Annotated in this window: 15 protein-coding genes; 9 read left to right on the top strand and 6 right to left on the bottom strand. The window is 65.3% G+C overall.

From position 1 onward, the window contains the following. Complete coding sequence (locus ACM9ME_RS03210) at window positions 1–2,244, bottom strand: S8 family peptidase (RefSeq protein ID WP_415641988.1); 2,244 nt, start codon at window positions 2,242–2,244, stop codon at window positions 1–3. A gap of 95 nt (window positions 2,245–2,339) precedes the next feature. On the opposite strand from ACM9ME_RS03210, the gene ACM9ME_RS03205 reads away from it, so the two are divergent. Together ACM9ME_RS03205 and dapD are read left to right on the top strand one after the other, a co-directional pair. Then, window positions 2,340–3,023: a pyrimidine 5'-nucleotidase gene (locus tag ACM9ME_RS03205; protein WP_415641987.1), complete on the top strand. Its 684-nt coding sequence runs from the start codon at window positions 2,340–2,342 to the stop codon at window positions 3,021–3,023. After that, complete coding sequence (gene dapD, locus ACM9ME_RS03200) at window positions 3,020–3,850, top strand: 2,3,4,5-tetrahydropyridine-2,6-dicarboxylate N-succinyltransferase (RefSeq protein ID WP_415641986.1); 831 nt, start codon at window positions 3,020–3,022, stop codon at window positions 3,848–3,850. Before ACM9ME_RS03205 ends, dapD begins: the two co-directional genes overlap by 4 nt. Here the strand turns inward: dapD and ACM9ME_RS03195 are convergent. Continuing rightward, window positions 3,847–4,725 carry an NAD(P)-dependent oxidoreductase gene (locus ACM9ME_RS03195; RefSeq protein ID WP_415641985.1) on the bottom strand — a complete coding sequence of 293 codons (879 nt, stop codon included), beginning with the start codon at window positions 4,723–4,725 and terminating at the stop codon, window positions 3,847–3,849. The genes dapD and ACM9ME_RS03195 overlap by 4 nt on opposite strands. 3 nt (window positions 4,726–4,728) lie before the next feature. Then, window positions 4,729–7,257 carry a DNA topoisomerase (ATP-hydrolyzing) subunit B gene (gene gyrB, locus ACM9ME_RS03190; RefSeq protein ID WP_415642095.1) on the bottom strand — a complete coding sequence of 843 codons (2,529 nt, stop codon included), beginning with the start codon at window positions 7,255–7,257 and terminating at the stop codon, window positions 4,729–4,731. Between the two features lie 111 nt (window positions 7,258–7,368). Here gyrB and ACM9ME_RS03185 point away from each other — a divergent pair, with 111 nt between their 5' ends. After that, a complete protein-coding gene (locus tag ACM9ME_RS03185; RefSeq protein ID WP_415641984.1) occupies window positions 7,369–7,620 on the top strand; it encodes a hypothetical protein in 252 nt (83 codons plus the stop codon). Here the strand turns inward: ACM9ME_RS03185 and recF are convergent. Further along, window positions 7,607–8,644 carry a DNA replication/repair protein RecF gene (gene recF, locus ACM9ME_RS03180; protein WP_415641983.1) on the bottom strand — a complete coding sequence of 346 codons (1,038 nt, stop codon included), beginning with the start codon at window positions 8,642–8,644 and terminating at the stop codon, window positions 7,607–7,609. The genes ACM9ME_RS03185 and recF overlap by 14 nt on opposite strands. 163 nt (window positions 8,645–8,807) lie before the next feature. Here recF and ACM9ME_RS03175 point away from each other — a divergent pair, with 163 nt between their 5' ends. After that, window positions 8,808–9,989 (top strand): molybdopterin-dependent oxidoreductase, encoded by a 1,182-nt coding sequence (locus ACM9ME_RS03175; RefSeq protein WP_415641982.1) that lies wholly within the window; start codon window positions 8,808–8,810, stop codon window positions 9,987–9,989. Then, window positions 9,986–10,306 (top strand): hypothetical protein, encoded by a 321-nt coding sequence (locus ACM9ME_RS03170; RefSeq protein WP_415641981.1) that lies wholly within the window; start codon window positions 9,986–9,988, stop codon window positions 10,304–10,306. The genes ACM9ME_RS03175 and ACM9ME_RS03170 overlap by 4 nt, the downstream gene beginning before the upstream one ends. Window positions 10,307–10,604: 298 nt before the next feature. Here ACM9ME_RS03170 and ACM9ME_RS03165 read toward each other — a convergent pair whose 3' ends face one another. Further along, the gene (locus tag ACM9ME_RS03165) at window positions 10,605–10,949 is read right to left on the bottom strand and encodes a CC_3452 family protein (RefSeq protein ID WP_415641980.1); all 345 of its coding nucleotides are present in this window, start codon (window positions 10,947–10,949) and stop codon (window positions 10,605–10,607) included. Window positions 10,950–11,080: 131 nt separating this feature from the next. Between ACM9ME_RS03165 and ACM9ME_RS03160 the strand changes: the two genes are divergently transcribed. Then, on the top strand, window positions 11,081–11,569 hold the full coding sequence (locus ACM9ME_RS03160; protein ID WP_415641979.1) for a winged helix-turn-helix transcriptional regulator: 489 nt from the start codon (window positions 11,081–11,083) through the stop codon (window positions 11,567–11,569). Between the two features lie 51 nt (window positions 11,570–11,620). Here the strand turns inward: ACM9ME_RS03160 and ACM9ME_RS03155 are convergent, their stop codons facing one another. Further along, on the bottom strand, window positions 11,621–12,814 hold the full coding sequence (locus tag ACM9ME_RS03155) for a glycosyltransferase family 2 protein (protein ID WP_415641978.1): 1,194 nt from the start codon (window positions 12,812–12,814) through the stop codon (window positions 11,621–11,623). Between the two features lie 63 nt (window positions 12,815–12,877). On the opposite strand from ACM9ME_RS03155, the gene ACM9ME_RS03150 reads away from it, so the two are divergent. The 3 genes from ACM9ME_RS03150 to ACM9ME_RS03140 are packed head-to-tail and all read left to right on the top strand — an operon-like array spanning window position 12,878 to window position 17,208. After that, window positions 12,878–14,587 carry a hypothetical protein gene (locus ACM9ME_RS03150; protein ID WP_415641977.1) on the top strand — a complete coding sequence of 570 codons (1,710 nt, stop codon included), beginning with the start codon at window positions 12,878–12,880 and terminating at the stop codon, window positions 14,585–14,587. A 9-nt stretch (window positions 14,588–14,596) separates the two neighbouring features. Beyond that, a complete protein-coding gene (locus ACM9ME_RS03145; protein WP_415641976.1) occupies window positions 14,597–16,177 on the top strand; it encodes a hypothetical protein in 1,581 nt (526 codons plus the stop codon). After that, window positions 16,174–17,208 carry a glycosyltransferase family 2 protein gene (locus tag ACM9ME_RS03140; protein ID WP_415641975.1) on the top strand — a complete coding sequence of 345 codons (1,035 nt, stop codon included), beginning with the start codon at window positions 16,174–16,176 and terminating at the stop codon, window positions 17,206–17,208. Before ACM9ME_RS03145 ends, ACM9ME_RS03140 begins: the two co-directional genes overlap by 4 nt. Window position 17,209 lies beyond the last annotated feature (1 nt).

The following is a 17,209-nucleotide window of genomic DNA, read 5'->3' as shown; positions in this document are numbered from 1 at the left end:
TCAGAAACCAACGCTCCACCGCAATGCCGCACCATTGTCGTCGGGCGCGGACAGATAATTGCCCCGCTGCACGCGGCGATAGGCGTTGAGGCTCATCACCCCGCGCCACAGCGGGCGGGCATAAGCCATTTCGACATCGGTCTCATGTCCCTGCGGTGCCAGCGACAGGAAGGTCGCATCGCCCAGCCCGGTCAGGCTCAACCCGCCCGAAGTGACCCGTAACGGCTGCGCCCAACGCAGGCTCATTGATCCGCCCAGCACCGCTTCGCGCGTCACGTCGAACGCCAGCGCCTGCGTGGCGATGGTCGACGCATTGCGCCCCAGCCGCCCCGGCACCTGCGTCCACCCGCGCCGCACCGCCGCACCCAGCCGCCAATGGTAAAGCGGCGTCAGCACCGCTCCGGCGTCGGCGAAATAGCTGGTCGCGCCATTGCCACCCAGCGCGCCCGAAAACCGCCCGCCCAGCACCGAATCATGCTCATTCATCCGCGTCAGCGCGATGTCGAGCGCCAGCGGCCCGAACCGGCGATCCGCCGCCAGCCGCATCGCGTCGTAATGCTGTTCGCGCCAGGAACCGCGCGCCCGCTCCAACGATGCGGTTTCCCACAGACGCAGCGCGCCCGTCTCGACGCTTATCGTCCAGCCGATCCCGCCCGCACTGCGCCGCACCGCGAACGCCGCCTTGGGGGCGCGCGCCAGCGACGCCGCACCGTCGGCATTGTCGGCGACCAGAAACGCCGGATGCGCGGCGTCGCCACCGCCCAGCAGTGCTTCCCCGCCGCGCGCGAAGCCCATCGCCAGTTCGGTCTTGCCGATCCGCGTCGCGACCAGCCCGGCCAGCGCCCGTGCCTGTCCGTAATCGGCCCGGCTCAGCGTCAGCCGGTCGGGCTGCGCCCGCGCGTCGAGCGACAGCGCCACCGTCGTCGCGCCGGTGCTGATCCCCGTCTGATGCGGCACGCTGCTCAGCGCCGATGCCAGCTTGGTCGAGACCGGCGCGCGACCGATCGTCCCGCCCAGATCGACGGCAAACTCACGTGCATAATCGTCCCGGATTCGTGCCCCGAGCCCGGTCTTGCTCGCCGCATCGCCCATCGCCCCCGACAGCGTGGCATTGTCGGTCAGCGATACCGCTTCCGCCGTCACGCTCAGCGACGTCGAACCGACCGGCGCAAACGCCCGCGCCAGATTGAGCTCGCCATGGCCGTACACCGCGTCGGTGCCGGTCGCCCCCAGATCGGTCGCGGTGCGCAGGAGCAGATCGACGATCTGCGCGGGGGTCAATGTCGGAAACGCCTGCGCCAACAATGCTACCGCGCCCGACACCGCCGGCGCCGAAAAGCTGGTGCCGCTATACAGGAAACTCGCGCCCGATGCGTCGGTGTAACGCACGCGGCTGCCCAATGCGGTCAGATAATGCGCCGCGCTCATCCCGGCGCGCCCCGAAAAACTGGTGATGGTCTGCGTCGAATCGGTCGCCCCCGCGATCAGCACCAGCCCGTGCGCAATCGCGTCATTGGCGACCTGCGCCAAAGGATCGGATTCCGCACCGCCGTCATTGCCCGCCGAGATGACGATGATGATCCCGGCCGATGTCGCGCGGTCGATCGCGGTGCGCAGGTTGGTGTTGGGCGGAGAGCCCCCGAGCGAGATGTTGACGACCTTCGCCCCCACCCGCCGGGCGACGTCCAGCCCCGCCGCAATGGCATTGTCGTTATGGGTGCAATCCCCCTCCGGCGTGTCGCCCGCGCAACTGCCCGGCGTGTCGGTACGCAGGACCAGCAAGGTCGCGCTTGGCGCAATCCCCTGTGTCCCCGCATCGTTCTTCGCACCCAATAAAACCTGCGCGACGACCGTGCCGTGCTCGCCGTCGGGAAGTTCCTGGAAATAGCCGCGACTGCCGGCAAGGTCGGTCGAATTGGGATCGATGCGCGGAAATTCGGCGATCTTCGCCGCCAGGATACCGCTGTCGATCACGCCCGCGATCACCCCCGCGCCGCTGGCACCGGCATTGTACGCGGTCAGCGCCTGCGCCTGCACCGCCGAATTGGAGCGGCGATATTCCGCCGTGTCGTTGGTGGTCGGCACGGGCGTCGGTGTCGGGACCGGTGTCGGCGTCGGAACCGGCACGGGGACAGGCGCGGGGGTCGGCGTCGAAGCCACGGCCCCGCCGCCGCCTCCGCCGCAGCCGCTCAACAGGACCAATGGCAGGGCGCCCCCGGCCAGGATCGTCTTCGTAATCGACATGTCCGCCCCCAAACCCCCTCGCCGTTCAAGGGTTTAGTAATATCTTGGTTTAACGACGCTTAACGTATTCGCTTCGCCAGTCCATGAGCTACGCGATGACCCCCGACCTGGACCATATTCGCGCATGGATCTTCGACCTCGACAATACGCTGTATCCGGCGAAGACCGATCTGTTCGCGCTGATCGACGCGCGCATGACCGCTTATGTCTCGCGCCTGCTCGACCTGCCGCATGACGAGGCGCGGGCGGTGCAAAAGTCCTATTTCGCGGACCACGGTACAACAATGCGCGGGCTGATGGACAATCACGGCGTCGAGGCGGCGGAATTCCTCGACGACGTTCACGACATCGAACTCGATCGCATCGCCGAGGATCAGCGTCTGGTCGCGCAGATCGCCGCATTGCCCGGCCGCAAGCTGGTCTTCACCAACGGTGATGCAACCTATGCATCGCGCGTGCTCGAACGCTTGGGACTTGGCGCCAGTTTCGATGGAATTCACGACATTCACGCGATGGGGCTGATCCCCAAACCCGCCGCCTCGGCCTATGCCGGGCTATGCGACCGCTGGGGCGTCGATCCTCACACCGCCCTGTTCGTCGACGACATGGCGCGCAACCTCGCGCCCGCCAAGGCGCTCGGCATGACGACGGTGTGGCTCGACAATGGCAGCGAACAGGCTGCCAAAGAACCTTTTACCACGTCTTGCCCCAGCTATGTCGATCTGCGCATCGAAGATTTGAGCGACTGGCTCGACACGATTTGCGGGAACGACGCATGAGCCTTGAGCAGACCATCGACGCCGCGTGGGACGCGCGCGACGGGATTTCGACCGCCACGACCGGCGATGTGCGTGACGCGGTGAACGAGGCACTGGCGCTGCTCGACAGCGGGCAGGTGCGCGTTGCCGAACCCGCCGACGGCAGCTGGCAGGTCAATCAATGGCTCAAAAAGGCCGTGCTGCTCAGCTTCCGCCTCAACGACAATCAGACCATGCCCGGCCCCGGCGGCGCGAACTGGTGGGACAAGGTGCCCAGCAAATTCGCCGACTGGGGCGAAAACCGCTTCCGCGAAGCGGGTTTCCGCGCCGTCCCGGGTAGCATCGTCCGCCACGGCGCGCATATCGGCCGCAATGTCGTTCTCATGCCCAGCTTCGTGAACATCGGCGCGCATGTCGGCGACGGGACGATGGTCGACACCTGGGCAACGGTCGGCAGCTGCGCGCAGATCGGCGCCAACGTCCATTTGTCGGGCGGCGTCGGCATCGGCGGCGTACTCGAACCGCTGCAGGCCAACCCGGTGGTCATCGAGGACGACTGCTTCATCGGCGCGCGATCCGAAGTCGTCGAAGGTGTGCATGTCGAACGCGGCGCGGTGCTCGCGATGGGCGTGTTCCTGTCGTCGAGCAGCAAGATCGTCGACCGCGCGACGGGCGAGGTCTTTGTGGGGCGCGTTCCGGCCTATTCTGTCGTCGTGCCCGGCGCGCTCCCCGGCAAGCCATTGCCCGACGGCACGCCCGGCCCGAGCCTGTCCTGCGCCGTTATCGTCAAGCGCGTCGATGCCCAGACGCGGGCAAAAACGGCGATCAACGAGCTGCTGCGGGACTAGGAGTGTTTGTGCCGCGGCAGGCGGCGGACGATTGCGCTGGTGTCCTGACGCCCGCCGCCGAGTGCCTGAACTTCGGCGAAGAACTGATCGACCAATGCCGCGACCGGCAAAGTCGCGCCGTTTGCGCGCGCCTCATCGAGCGCGAGACCCAGATCCTTGCGCATCCAATCGACGGCAAAGCCGAAATCGAACTCGTCCTTGACCATCGTCGCCCAGCGGTTGGTCATCTGCCAACTGCCCGCCGCGCCGCCCGAAATCGCTTCGAACACGCGGTCGAGATCAAGCTCGGCCGCCTGTGCCAAGCGTAATGCTTCGCTGAGCGACTGGATCGTGCCCGCAAACGCCACCTGATTGCACATCTTGGCGGTCTGCCCCGCGCCCGCCGCGCCGACATGGACGATGCGGCTGGAATAAGCCTCCATCAGCGGCGTGGCCGCGGCGATCGCTTTCTCCGTCCCGCCGCACATCAGCGTCAGCGTGCCGTTCTTCGCGCCGATTTCGCCGCCCGTGACCGGCGCATCGACCGACATCAGCCCCAGTCCCTTGGCCTCGACCGACAATTGCCGGGCGATCTTCGCTGACACCGTGGTGTGATCGACGAACACGCTGCCCGATTTCATCGCCCGAAATGCGCCATCGCGGCCCAAGGTGACGCTCGCCAGATCGTCGTCATTGCCGACACAGCTGATCACCGCATCTGCACCCTCAGCCGCCGCGACCGGGCTGTCGCACACCGTGCCGCCATGTTCGGCGACCCAGCTTTCCGCCTTGGCCCGCCCGCGATTATAGACTTGCAGGCTGTGACCGGCCTTGGCGAGGTGCCCCGCCATCCGCCCGCCCATTACGCCGAGCCCGATGAATCCGACCGTCGCCATGCCTCAAACGTCCAGATTGGCGACGTTGAGCGCGTTTTCCTGAATGAAATCGCGGCGCGGTTCGACGACGTCGCCCATTAACTGGGTGAAAATCTCGTCGGCCAGATCCGCCTGCGCCACTTCGACGCGGAGCATCGAACGGTTGGCGGGATCGAGCGTGGTTTCCCACAATTGATCCGCGTTCATTTCGCCCAGACCCTTGTAGCGCTGGATCGCCAAGCCCTTGCGCCCCGCCGCGAGGATCGCGTCGAGCAATTCGCTCGGCCGCGATACTGCTACACCCTTGGCGGTCTGTGCCGGCGTTTCGACTTCCGTCTCCTCCTCGGTCTCGGCATCGACCGCGACAGGCGCTTCGACCTCGGCAACAGCCGCCTGCGCACGCGGCTGTGTGACGAGCCGCGCGGTGCCCGCATAAGCATCCACCGCCTCGGCGATCAGGCTGTGCAGGCGTAGCGCTTCCTGGCTGGCGAGGAAGGCGGGCTCGATGATGTGATGGTCGGTCACCCCGCGCCACAGGCGTTCGAGGTGATAGCCGCCTTCTTCGGCAACACGCCCGGACCAGCGCGCTTCGGGATCGGCACGGGTCAGCCATGCGGCCGCGGCTTCGACCGCCGCTGTGCGACCCGCCGGATCGAGCGATGGATCAAGCGCACCGTTTAGCGCGAGTCCTTCGACGATTGCCGGGTCGTAGCGACGGGGGACATAGCGCATCAGCGTGCGTAGCTTCCGCGCGTGATCGACGAGACCGCGCAGGTCGGCGCCAAGGCGCGTGCCGCCGCCGACGCCTTCGAGCCGCGACGTCGCGACACCCCCTTCGACCAGATAATCGTCGAGCGCGGCATCGTCCTTCAGATAGACTTCGCTGCGCCCGCGCGTCGCCTTGTAGAGCGGTGGCTGGGCGATGAAGAGGTGCCCGGCGCGGATGATTTCGGGCATCTGGCGATAGAAAAACGTCAGCAACAGGGTGCGGATATGCGCGCCGTCGACATCGGCGTCGGTCATGATCACGACCTTGTGATAGCGCAGCTTTTCGAGGTTGAAGTCGTCGCGCCCGATGCCGGTGCCCATCGCCTGGATCAGCGTGCCGATTTCCTTCGACCCGAGCATGCGGTCGAAGCGCGCGCGTTCGACGTTGAGGATCTTGCCGCGCAAGGGAAGGATCGCCTGGAAATGCCGGTCGCGGCCCTGCTTGGCCGACCCGCCGGCGGAATCACCTTCGACGAGATACAGCTCCGACTTGGCCGGATCCTTTTCCTGACAATCGGCGAGTTTGCCGGGCAGAGAGGCGATGCCCATTACCGATTTACGGCTGGCTTCGCGGGCTTTCTTCGCCGCCTCACGTGCCGCAGCAGCATCGATCACCTTCTGGATGATCGAGCGCGCGTTGGCCGGATTTTCCTCGAGCCATTCGGCCATCTTGTCCGACATCAGGCTTTCGAGCGGCTGACGCACTTCGGACGAAACGAGCTTGTCCTTGGTCTGCGAACTGAACTTGGGATCAGGCAATTTGACCGAGACGATCGCGGTCAGCCCTTCGCGCATGTCCTCACCCGACAGCGTGACCTTTTCCTTCTTCATCATGCCCGAGCGTTCGGCATAATTGTTGAGCGTGCGGGTCAGCGCAGCGCGGAACGCCGCCATGTGCGTGCCGCCGTCGCGCTGCGGGATGTTGTTCGTGAACGGCAGGACGTTCTCGTAATAGGAATCATTCCATTCGAGTGCGACGTCGATGCCGATGCCGTCGCGCACAGCCGAAATGGCGATCGGTTCGGGGAATAAAGGCGTCTTGGCGCGATCGAGATATTTGACGAACGCGGCGATCCCGCCTTCGTAATAGAGTTCGATCTCCTGCCGCTCCTCATGCCGCGCATCGGCGAGGACGATGCGTACACCCGAATTAAGGAAAGCCAACTCGCGATAGCGATGTTCGAGCTTTTCGAAGTCGAATTCGGTGATCTTGAACGTGGCGGGCGAGGGCAGGAAGGTGACCTTCGTACCCTTCTTGCCCTCCGGTGCGGGGCCGACGACCTTCAGCGGCGCTTCGGCATCGCCGTGGCGAAAGCGCATGTAATGCTCTTCGCCATCGCGCCAGATCGTCAGATCGAGATGTTCGCTCAGCGCGTTGACCACGCTGACACCGACGCCGTGCAGTCCGCCCGAAACCTTATAGGCATTGTCGTCCGAGGTATTCTCGAACTTCCCGCCCGCGTGCAGCTGGGTCATAATGACCTCGGCCGCCGACACGCCTTCTTCGGTATGAATGCCCGTCGGAATGCCGCGGCCATTATCCTCGACGCTGACCGAGCCGTCCGGGTTGAGCTGGATCAAAATACAGTCGCAATGTCCCGCCAAAGACTCGTCGATGGCGTTGTCCGAAACCTCGAACACCATGTGATGCAAGCCCGATCCGTCATCGGTGTCGCCGATATACATGCCGGGGCGTTTGCGCACCGCATCGAGGCCCTTGAGCACCTTGATCGAATCGGCGCCGTAATCGGAAGTGTTGGGAGTGTTTTGCGGGGTTTCGTCCATCAACCGGATATAGGCGCTGGGCCGTGGAATCCCAAGCAAAATGGCACATGTCGGACCCTAATCGTAACGCCCGCGTTATGGCCTGATCGACAATCCATGAGAGGGTTCGACATGAAGGCATTTCTCATCGCGACGGCCATGGCCGTCGGTATCGCCGCCACCGGTCCGGCGACCGCGCAAATGGGCGGCAACATGCATGCGACGACGACGCATACGACCACGGTCCGTCAGACCAGCGTCGAGCGTCACAGCAATAACGGCTGGCATGGCCCGCGCTGGACCAAGAAAAAGGTCTGCCGCACCGTATGGCGCCATCACAAGAAGGTGCGCAGCTGCACGTGGCAGCGCGTCAGGGTTCGATAGACCCGTCCACAACCGTAAAATGACGGGCATCGGCGGCATCGGCAAAGGCCGAAACGTCAGTGCCCGTCAGCCATACCTGGCCGCGCCCGCTTAGACGCTCGAACAATGCAGCGCGGCGGCGTGCATCCAGATGCGCCGCGACTTCGTCCAGCAACAGCACCGGCGCATGCCCCGCGCGGTCGGCGACCAGTTCGGCATGGGCGAGCACGATGCCGATCAGCAGTGCCTTCTGCTCGCCGGTCGAGCTTTGCGCAGCGGGCATGTCTTTCGCGGCGTGACCGACCAGCAAATCCTGCCGATGCGGACCCACTAACGTTCGCCCAGCGCCCGCATCGCGGGGACGGGCCGCACGCAAATCGCCCACCTCACCGTCGTCCAACGCCAACGTCGCGCGTGCAAAAGAGTCTTCGGGAACGGCGACCTCACCAAGCGCCGTCACCAACCGCTCACGCCCGAGCGCAATCTGATGGCCATGCTCGGCCATCGCTGCCTCCAGCGCATCGAGCCAAGCCGAATCGGGGCGTTCTTCGGCCAGCAAGCGGTTCCGCTGCCGCATCGCAGCTTCGTAGCGCGCGGCGTGGCGCGCATGGCCTGGCTCCAACGCCAGCACCAGCCGATCGAGAAACCGCCGCCGGGACCCCGCGCTGTCGGTGAACAACCGGTCCTGCGCCGGGGTCAGCCAGACGATCGAGATACGTTCGGCCAAGCTCGCCGCACTCGCCGCGACACCATCCACCCGCACGATGCGCCGCTCGGGCGCATGCGGCGCGATCCCCGTGCCGATCACCGGCCCGTCGCTCAGCGTCGCCGCGACGGTAAAGCCGCCGTCGCCGACCCGCCGCGCCATTTCGGGCAGCGGCGCTCCGCGCAAGCCACGTCCCGGCGCCAACAGCGACAGCGCCTCCAGCACATTGGTCTTGCCCGCGCCATTCTCGCCGGTCAGGACATTGAATCCCGGCCCGGCCACGATGCTCACGCCACCGTACGAGCGGAAATCGGTCAGGGTCAGGCGGGCCACGCTCACCGCCCCGCCTTGGCCGCAAACTTGTCCGCTCGACAAGGCGATTGCGCCGCGCGAAGAAGAAGCTGGATCCCGGCTCGGGGGCCGGAGTGACGGCTATGGGAGATTATACTCCTCGTCGCCCCGGACTTGATCCGGTCCAGCTTATCTTGGAACGAGGGTGCCGATGAGGATCGACAGGCGCACGGCAATATTGAGCGGCGGAGCGGCAGCGCTCGCTTTGCCTGCGGCAAGCAGCCCAATGGCCGACCTCCATTTGCCCGGCGGTCCCAGCCTCCGCCCAACCGTGCGCGATTTCGCCGGCAAGCGCGACATGATCGTCCAGCGCGTCCGCCCGCCAATGCTCGAAACCCCGCGCGCGGTGTTCGACAGCGGTGTGTTTACGCCCAACGACCGCTTTTTCGTGCGCTGGCACTGGGCGGGGATGCCGACCAGCATCGACGCCGGCGCATTCCGGCTCAACATTCACGGTGCGGTCAAGACGCCGCTGAGCCTCAGACTTCAGGAGGTCGTCCGCGCCGGCGAATCGATCGAGATCGCCGCAGTCAATCAATGCGCCGGGAACGGTCGCGGGCTGTTCCAGCCGCGCGTCATCGGCGCGCAATGGGCCAATGGCGCGATGGGCAACGCCTTGTGGCGCGGCGTCCGTCTGCGCGATCTGCTTGACAAGGCCAGAGTGACCGGCGCGGCGAGGCATGTCCGCTTCACCGGACTCGACACCGCGCTGATCGACGGCGCGCCGCAATTCCGCAAATCGCTGCCGATCGACAAGGCGCGCGACGCCGACGTCATCGTCGCGTTCGCGATGAACGGTGAGAATTTGCCGCTGCTCAACGGCTATCCGCTGCGCCTGATCGTGCCCGGCTGGTTCTCGACCTATTGGGTCAAGATGCTGACCGACATCGAAGTCCTGACCGGTGAGGACGATAATTTCTGGATGGCCAAGGCGTATCGCATGCCCAGTGTGCCGGTGAAGCCGGGCGACAAGGACTTTCCGTCCCATCCCGTTGCCGCGATGCCGCCGCGCGCGTTCGTGACCAACTTCGAAACGGGCGACGCGGTGCCGCGGGGGCGCTCGATCGAGTTGCGCGGAGTCGCGCTGGGCGGAGACTGCGGCGTCGCGAAGGTCGAGCTGATCGGCGCGAACGCACCGGTGACGGCGACACTGGAAGCCGATCATGGAAGCTTTGGTTTCCGCCGCTGGCGCGCAACCCTTCCCGCGGGCACCAGCCGCTTCGGCGCGCGCTGCACCAATGTTCGGGGCCGGACACAACCGCTGGCACAGGCGTGGAACCCCAGTGGCTATGCGCGTGACGTGGTCGAAATGATGGACCTCAAACTGACATGAGGCGCGCGATCCTGCTCGTGCTGCTCCTGTCCGCCTGTCATCAGCGGCACGATCAGGTCACGTTCCAGAACACCAGCGTGACGCTGCCCGAAGATACCGTGCAACTGCCTGACGGTTCCGGCGCCGATCTGGTCCGCGCGAGTTGCACCGGCTGTCATTCGGCCGAAATGATCCTCAACCAGCCGCGCCTCAATGCGAAGGCTTGGACCGCGACGGTCGAGAAAATGGCGAAGGTCTACAAGGCACCGATCGAGCCCAAGGATATCCCCGCGATCGTCGCGTATCTCGACGCGACCAATGCGCGGGTTGCGCACTAGCGCGCCATGTTCGTCATTCTCGCGAAGGCGGGAATCCATCTGCTCACCTCACCAAGTGTTGGATGTTCAGCAGATGGACCCCGCCTCCGCGGGGGTGATGAGAGTTAAGTGCTATAGCATAAAAAAGGCCGGAGATGGCGAACCATCCCCGGCCAATATTTGGGTGTGCAAGGGAGCAACCACCCAAAATCCGGTGCCGGGACGGCGGAGTAAATCCGCCGTCGATCCTCAGCATGCTGAGGTCGGCCGGCATTCGCGGTCTCGCTGGTAGCTTACGCTACCAACGTGCCGCTCATGCTTACTTCGAAGCCAGCGCGGTCTCGCCGCCCTTGGCCTTCGCATTGCACTTGGCGAGTTCTTCGGCCGACAGCGCGGCACCGCCGACACTGAAGCTCGAAACCGCGCCGACCTGCTTGGCCACCTGAGCGCAGACGATGGCGGGACGGCTGGTCAAAGCGCGCGTGGTGCAGCCTTCGGCGCCGCAGTTCCACAGCGTTTCACCGGCAACCAGTGTTTTGGGCGCAAGCTGGGCGACGGTGACGGCGCGGACCACGGGGGCCTGGGCGTAAGCGGGCTGGACGCTGACGCCGAGCGACAGCGCGCTCGCGGCGAAAGCTGCGACGATGGCGAAAGTGCGAACCATTTGAATTCTCCTGTTTTGGAACAGCTGGATAACCAGTTGCGAATCACTACCTAGTCCGATAGGTTTCGAGTTGCAACATAAAACTTAAACGCTTGCGAAATTTATTTTCGCGCGTAGGCTGCGAGGCGGAGATGGATAAACTGAGAGAAGACCTGGCGGCGGCAACGTGCGCCTTACCCGCGGCATTGGAGGCGGTCGGCGAACGCTGGTCGTTCCTGATTCTGCGCGGCGCGTTCAACGGTCTGCATCATTTCGAAGAGTTTCAGTCGACGCTGGGCATCGCGCGCAACATACTTGCGAATCGCCTCGGTCGTCTGGTCGATCACGGTATCCTGACGCGTGAGGCGATGGCCGACGACCGGCGTAAGGTCGAATACCGCCTGACGGAAAAGGGTGCGGCACTCCTCCCCGCCATGCTCGCGCTGCGCCAATGGGGCGAACAATGGGAATCGGGCGCACCATCGACCCCGGTGCTGGTCGATCAACGCGACGAACAGCCGATTCGCGAGATCAGCATCCTGTCGCATGACGGTCGCGAACTCGGTTTGCACGATCTGTGCTGGAAGCATGCGGTGGACATCCACCGGCTCGAACCCGTCCGGCTTCGCGCGGTCAGCTAATCCCCTCCCGCGGGGAGGGGCGACTCAGCCACAGGCTGAGCGGGGTGGGTTTCACCGTCGCGGCTGATCCAGCAACGCTACGAAAAAGCTGGTCATGATCGCCTGGACGCCGAGGCAGGTCGCCAGCATCGCCGGGATCGCCACGCGCATCAGGACTGCCGGCTGCTCGGCGCCATAGCCCCCACCGGCCCAGCGCGCGAACAACGAGCCCGCCAGCGCAAGGCCCGCCAGCGCCAGTCCGCCCCCGCCGAACACGCCGCGTTCGACGGTGAACCAGCGGCGGAAGAGCGCCATCCCCGGACCCGCACGCCACATGCCATTGGCCACGCCGTAAAGGCGCGCGAGCACGCCGAAGCTCACCAGCTGACTACCCAGCAGCACCGCCATCGCCGCGAACAGCAAGGTGTGCACGCCGAGTTCGGCGGGTCCGATGCTGACCGGTCCTAAACTCAGCGCGGCTACGCCGACGGCACCCGCACCCGCCAGCATCATGCCCGGATACACGAACAGCCATTTGGGTGCGTAGGTCAGCATGAAGCGCAAATGCCGCCACCCGTCGCGCCATGTCCGCAAATGCGGCGCGCGGCTCCGACCGTCGGGCGCCAGCGTCGTCGGCACTTCGCGGACGTCCAAGCCTTCGAGCGCGGCTTTGACGACCATTTCGCTGGCGAATTCCATGCCGCTCGCGCTCAGCCCGAGTCGCTCGATAGAATGCTTGCGGAACCCCCGCAGCCCACAGTGAAAATCGCCGATCGGGGTGCCGTAAAACAGCCGCCCGACGAAACTCAGTACCGGATTGCCCAGCCAGCGGTGGAGCGGCGGCATCGCGCCGCGTTCGATCCCGCCCTGGAACCGGTTGCCCATGACCAGTTCGCCGCCATCGCGCAGCGTCTCGACGAACGGCATCAGGCTGCCGAAATCATAGCTGTCGTCGGCGTCGCCCATGATGATCAGCGACCCGCGCGCCGCCGCGATTCCGCCCATCAATGCCGCGCCATAGCCCTTTTTGGGCACCCCGATGACGCGCGCACCGAGCGCATTGGCAATCTGCTGACTACCGTCGATCGAACCATTGTCGGCGATCAGGACTTCGCCCGACAAATCGTTATCGCGCAGGAACGCCGTGGCTTTCTTGACGCACACCGCGATCGTCTCCGCCTCGTTGAGGCAGGGCATGACGATGGTCAGTTCGATCTCCGGCTCGCGAGTCGGGATGGTCGAGGCGAATTTGCGGAGCGCGGTCATGCGGCGTGCCTAACCGCGACGCGTTGAAGTCACCTTAACCGCCCGCGTCCATAAGCCAGATCGATGACCGACGATGTGCGCCTTGGAAAGAAGTTGTGGGCGTTCGCCGTCGCGCTGGGGACGGTTCTCGCCGCCTTGTGGACGCGGAGCAATTGGGGCGCTCTGTCGCATCTCCAATTGCCCGACACTGACGATATGGCGCGACTGGTCCAGGTGCGCGACTGGCTGAACGGTCAGGCATGGGGCGATCTGGTCCAGCACCGGTTGGGCGACGGCGTTAGCGGCTCGCTTCATTGGTCGCGCTTGGCCGATCTGGGGATTGCCGCGTGGACGATGATCCTTGGAGAGAAAGCGGCAGTGATCCTGTGGCCTGTGACGCTCTACATCCTGTTCCTCGCCGCCGCGGCGCGACTGGCGATACGGCTGGGCGGACGCGATTGCGGCGGTCCAGCGATCGTCATCGCCGCCTTCGCTTTTCCCGCGATCACGATGTTCGTACCCGGTCGGATAGATCATCACGGGTTGCAGATCGTGCTGACGATAATGCTGATCGACAGCATCGTCCGCCCGCCGAGCCTTCGCGCCGGGGTCATCGCCGGGCTGATCGCGGCGGTCAGCTTCGCCATCGGGCTGGAGACTGCGCCGCAAATCGCCTGCGCGATGGCGGCACTCGGGCTGCTGTGGATCGTCGATAGCGCCTCCGAACGCCCCCGCCTGTTCGCGTTCGGCCTGACCCTCGGCGTTGCCACCTTGCTATGGCGACTGGTTGCCCATCCCAGCGTCTGGTCGCCCTTATGGTGCGACGGCTTCACCCCCGCATCATTTGACGCGACGCTGATCGTAGCGGGGGTGTTCGTGATCCTTGGCGCGCTGCCTGTGCTTGCCCCACGCCACCGCCTCGTAGTCGGCGCCGCTTTCGGCCTCATCGCAATCGCCTTCGCCTATCACACCTCGTCGATCTGTCTCGCCGGGCCTTATGGTGCGACCGACCCGCTGCTCCGCCGCTTGTGGATGGACCGCATTCAGGAAGCGCGCGGGCTGTTCGCGGGGCGCGGCCCGCTGATCCCGATCGGCTTCGGCGCGCTGCCGATCCTCGGCACGCTCGCCGCCGCATGGCTGGCGTGGCGCACGCGGGCGCAGCGCTGGCTGATCCTGCTCGGCTTCACCACCATTGCGTTGCTCGTCACGCTGTTCCAAGTGCGCGGCGCGGCGATGGCTGCCGCGCTCGCGGTCGCACCCCTCGCCGCGATAGTCGCCACGGCGCGCCGCGAGCGTCCGGCCCTCGCCATTCCCGCGTGGCCCGCCTCGCTCGGGCTGGTCTGGAGCATCATCGGCACTGCGCTCCAGCTCACCGAGGCGCACCCGCCAACCGGCACCGGCTGCGCGGACTGGCGCACCATCGAGCAATTGCGCGCCCTGCCATCCGGTACGTTCGTCGCGCCGATCGATGCGGGCGCGTATATTCTTGCGTTGACCCCACACCGCGTCCTCGCCGCACCGTATCACCGCAACAATGCGGGCAATCGCGCATCCTATGACTTCTGGCTGACCCCGCCCGCACAGGCCCGCGCCACCGCAACCCGATGGAAACTCGGCTATGTCCTGTACTGCGCGGACAGTTTCGGCGGCATCGATCTCGACCGCGAAGGACCCGGCGGAATTGCCGACCGGCTCGGCAAGGGGCAGCGTCCCGACTGGCTCCAGCCGCTCCCCCTCAAGGGCAGTCGCGCCCAACTTTACCGCATATTGCCGCCGCCCCGTTCCGCGCCCTAAAGCGTGGCGGTGGAAGGGCGGCACACACATTGGTGGGAAACGCGCGGATTTGCCGCGCTGTTGGTCCTGATCAGCATTGTGCCATTATTATGGCCGACCGTTCCGCCGCTGGTCGACTTGCCCGGGCATATGGGCCGCTACCATGTCGAACTTGATGGCGGACACACCGCCAGCCTCGCGCAATTCTTCGACTTTCACTGGTCGCTGATCGGCAATCTCGGGATTGATCTGCTGGTCATTCCGATGGCCAAGCTGTTCGGGCTCGAACTCGCGACCAAGCTGATCGTCATGACGATCCCCGCATTGACCGTCGCCGGGTTGATCTGGATCTGCCGCGAAGTGAACCGCGAAGTACAGCCGACGGCGCTGTTCGCGCTGGCGCTGGCTTACGGCCATCCGTTCCATTTCGGCTTCGTGAATTTTGCGCTGGCGATGGCGCTCGCGCTGATGGCGTTTGCATTGTGGTTGCGCCTCGCGCGCCTCAATCGCCTGCGTCTGCGTGCGGCGCTGTTCCTGATCATTGGGCCGGTGATCTGGATCACGCACACTTATGGCTGGGGCATGCTGGGCGTCGCCGCATTCTCCGCCGAACTGATCCGCCAGCACGACAAGTCCCTGGCGGAGGGTGAGGGCAATTGGCCGCGCTCGATCTTCTGGGCCGGAATCCATTGCATCTGCCTCGCCCCGCCGCTCCTCCTGATGGTGCTTTGGCGCAGCGGCAAGCATGTCGGGGGCGAGACCGGCGACTGGTTCAACATGCAAGCCAAGCTGATGTGGTTCAACATGACCTTGCGCGACCGCTGGCACTGGTTCGACGCGGCAAGTCTCGCGGTGCTGATGCTGGTATTGTTCGCGGCGTTGCGCGACCGGCGGCTGGAATTTTCGCGCAACCTCGCCGCCACCGCGATCTTCCTCCTCATCGTCTTTTTGTGTCTGCCACGCATCGTGTTCGGCTCGGCTTATGCCGATATGCGGCTGACACCGTATATTCTGGCGATCGCCCTGATCTCCATTCGCTCGAAGCCGGGCACATCGATGCGCTTTGCGGGACGCGTCGCCGCCGCTGGCCTCGCCTTCTACGTCATCCGCATCGCCGCCACGACCGCGAGCTTCGTGCTGTTTTCACAAGGTGTCGAGCGCGCCGCCGGGGCGCTGGACCACTTGCCGCGCGGCGCGCGCGTCGTCAGCTTCGTCGGCGCGCCCTGCGGCATGACCTGGTCGACCGCGCGCCTCGAACATGTGCCCGCCTTGGGCATCGTCCGCCGCGATGCGTTCTCCAACGATCAGTGGAATATGGCCGGCGGCCAACTGCTCCGGGCGCACATCGCCCGGCGCCGCTGGTTCAACAGCGATCCGTCGCAGATCGTCACTGCGCGCGCTTGCCGCGGCGAATGGTGGAAGTCGATCGACTGGAGCCTCGCCAATTTCCCGCGTGACACGTTCGATTACGTCTGGCTGCTCGACCCGCCGCCGTTCAACGCCTATTGGACCCGCGGGATGACGCGCGTGTGGCAGAATGGAACGAACGCGTTGTACCGCGTCGATGACCGCACCCAGCCGCGCTCGTCGCCTGCAGCTTTCAAGTCATGACCGGCCAAATTACGAACAGCGTGAAGCTCTCGATCGTCGCGCCGTGTTACAACGAGGAGAAATGCCTCGACACGTTGCACGCGCGCGTGTCCGCCGTGGCGCAGGCGGTGGCGGGGGACGATCACGAAATCGTCCTGATCAACGACGGATCGAAGGACGCGACCTGGGCCGCGCTGCAGCGTCTTGCCGCAGCCGATCCGCACGTCACCGCGATCAACCTGTCGCGCAATCACGGGCATCAATTGGCACTGACCGCCGGACTCGATCTCGCGCGCGGGGAACATATCCTCGTCATCGACGCGGATTTGCAGGATCCGCCCGAATTGTTGCCCGACATGCTGGCGACGATGACCCGCGAGGATGCCGACGTGGTCTACGCCGTCCGCCGCGTCCGCGCCGGAGAAAGCGTCGCCAAGCGCGCCACGGCGGCCCTCTTCTATCGTCTGCTCGCGGCGTTGACTGACACGAGCATTCCGCTCGACACCGGCGATTTCCGGCTGATGACCAGGCGCGCGCTCGACACCTTTCTCGCGCTTCCCGAACAGGCGCGGTTCATTCGCGGCATGGTCGCGTGGATCGGCTTTCGTCAGGTGCCGTTCGCTTATGATCGCGACGCGCGGCTGGCCGGCGAAACCAATTATCCCTTCGCCAAGATGCTGCGTCTGGCGCTCGATGCGATCACCGGATTTTCGACCGCGCCGTTGCGCTTTGCCAGCCATGCCGCAGTGTTCCTGACTGCGATGTCGCTGTTGCTGATGGCTTATATCGGCTTCGGTTTCCTGACCGGTCGCGCGGTGCAGGGCTGGACCTCGACCATGCTCGTCGTCGTCGGACTCGGCGCGGTGCAGATGTTCGTCCTGGGCCTCATCGGCGAATATCTGGGGCGGCTCTATGTCGAGGTGAAACGCCGTCCGCTCTATATCGTCAGCGATGTGATCGGCGGTAGCCGCGAAGGGTCTAGGCTGGGGCATCGTGCGGATAGCGCCGTCACCCCGGCGAAGGCCGGGGCCGCTGTCGATAGTGTACGCTGAT

This window comes from Sphingomonas antarctica, assembly GCF_965137005.1.
Taxonomy (GTDB): Bacteria; Pseudomonadota; Alphaproteobacteria; order Sphingomonadales; family Sphingomonadaceae; genus Sphingomonas_O; species Sphingomonas_O antarctica.
Note: the sequence above shows the minus strand (reverse complement) of the source record. Positions and strands in the feature narration are given on the sequence as shown.

Coding starts and splice junctions, on each gene's coding strand:
- ACM9ME_RS03210 (WP_415641988.1), bottom strand. CDS start 2,244: ATGTCGATTACGAAGACGATCCTGGCCGGGGGCGCCCTGCCATTGGTC.
- ACM9ME_RS03205 (WP_415641987.1), top strand. CDS start 2,340: ATGACCCCCGACCTGGACCATATTCGCGCATGGATCTTCGACCTCGAC.
- dapD (WP_415641986.1), top strand. CDS start 3,020: ATGAGCCTTGAGCAGACCATCGACGCCGCGTGGGACGCGCGCGACGGG.
- ACM9ME_RS03195 (WP_415641985.1), bottom strand. CDS start 4,725: ATGGCGACGGTCGGATTCATCGGGCTCGGCGTAATGGGCGGGCGGATG.
- gyrB (WP_415642095.1), bottom strand. CDS start 7,257: ATGGACGAAACCCCGCAAAACACTCCCAACACTTCCGATTACGGCGCC.
- ACM9ME_RS03185 (WP_415641984.1), top strand. CDS start 7,369: ATGAAGGCATTTCTCATCGCGACGGCCATGGCCGTCGGTATCGCCGCC.
- ACM9ME_RS03175 (WP_415641982.1), top strand. CDS start 8,808: ATGAGGATCGACAGGCGCACGGCAATATTGAGCGGCGGAGCGGCAGCG.
- ACM9ME_RS03170 (WP_415641981.1), top strand. CDS start 9,986: ATGAGGCGCGCGATCCTGCTCGTGCTGCTCCTGTCCGCCTGTCATCAG.
- ACM9ME_RS03165 (WP_415641980.1), bottom strand. CDS start 10,949: ATGGTTCGCACTTTCGCCATCGTCGCAGCTTTCGCCGCGAGCGCGCTG.
- ACM9ME_RS03160 (WP_415641979.1), top strand. CDS start 11,081: ATGGATAAACTGAGAGAAGACCTGGCGGCGGCAACGTGCGCCTTACCC.
- ACM9ME_RS03155 (WP_415641978.1), bottom strand. CDS start 12,814: ATGACCGCGCTCCGCAAATTCGCCTCGACCATCCCGACTCGCGAGCCG.
- ACM9ME_RS03150 (WP_415641977.1), top strand. CDS start 12,878: ATGACCGACGATGTGCGCCTTGGAAAGAAGTTGTGGGCGTTCGCCGTC.
- ACM9ME_RS03140 (WP_415641975.1), top strand. CDS start 16,174: ATGACCGGCCAAATTACGAACAGCGTGAAGCTCTCGATCGTCGCGCCG.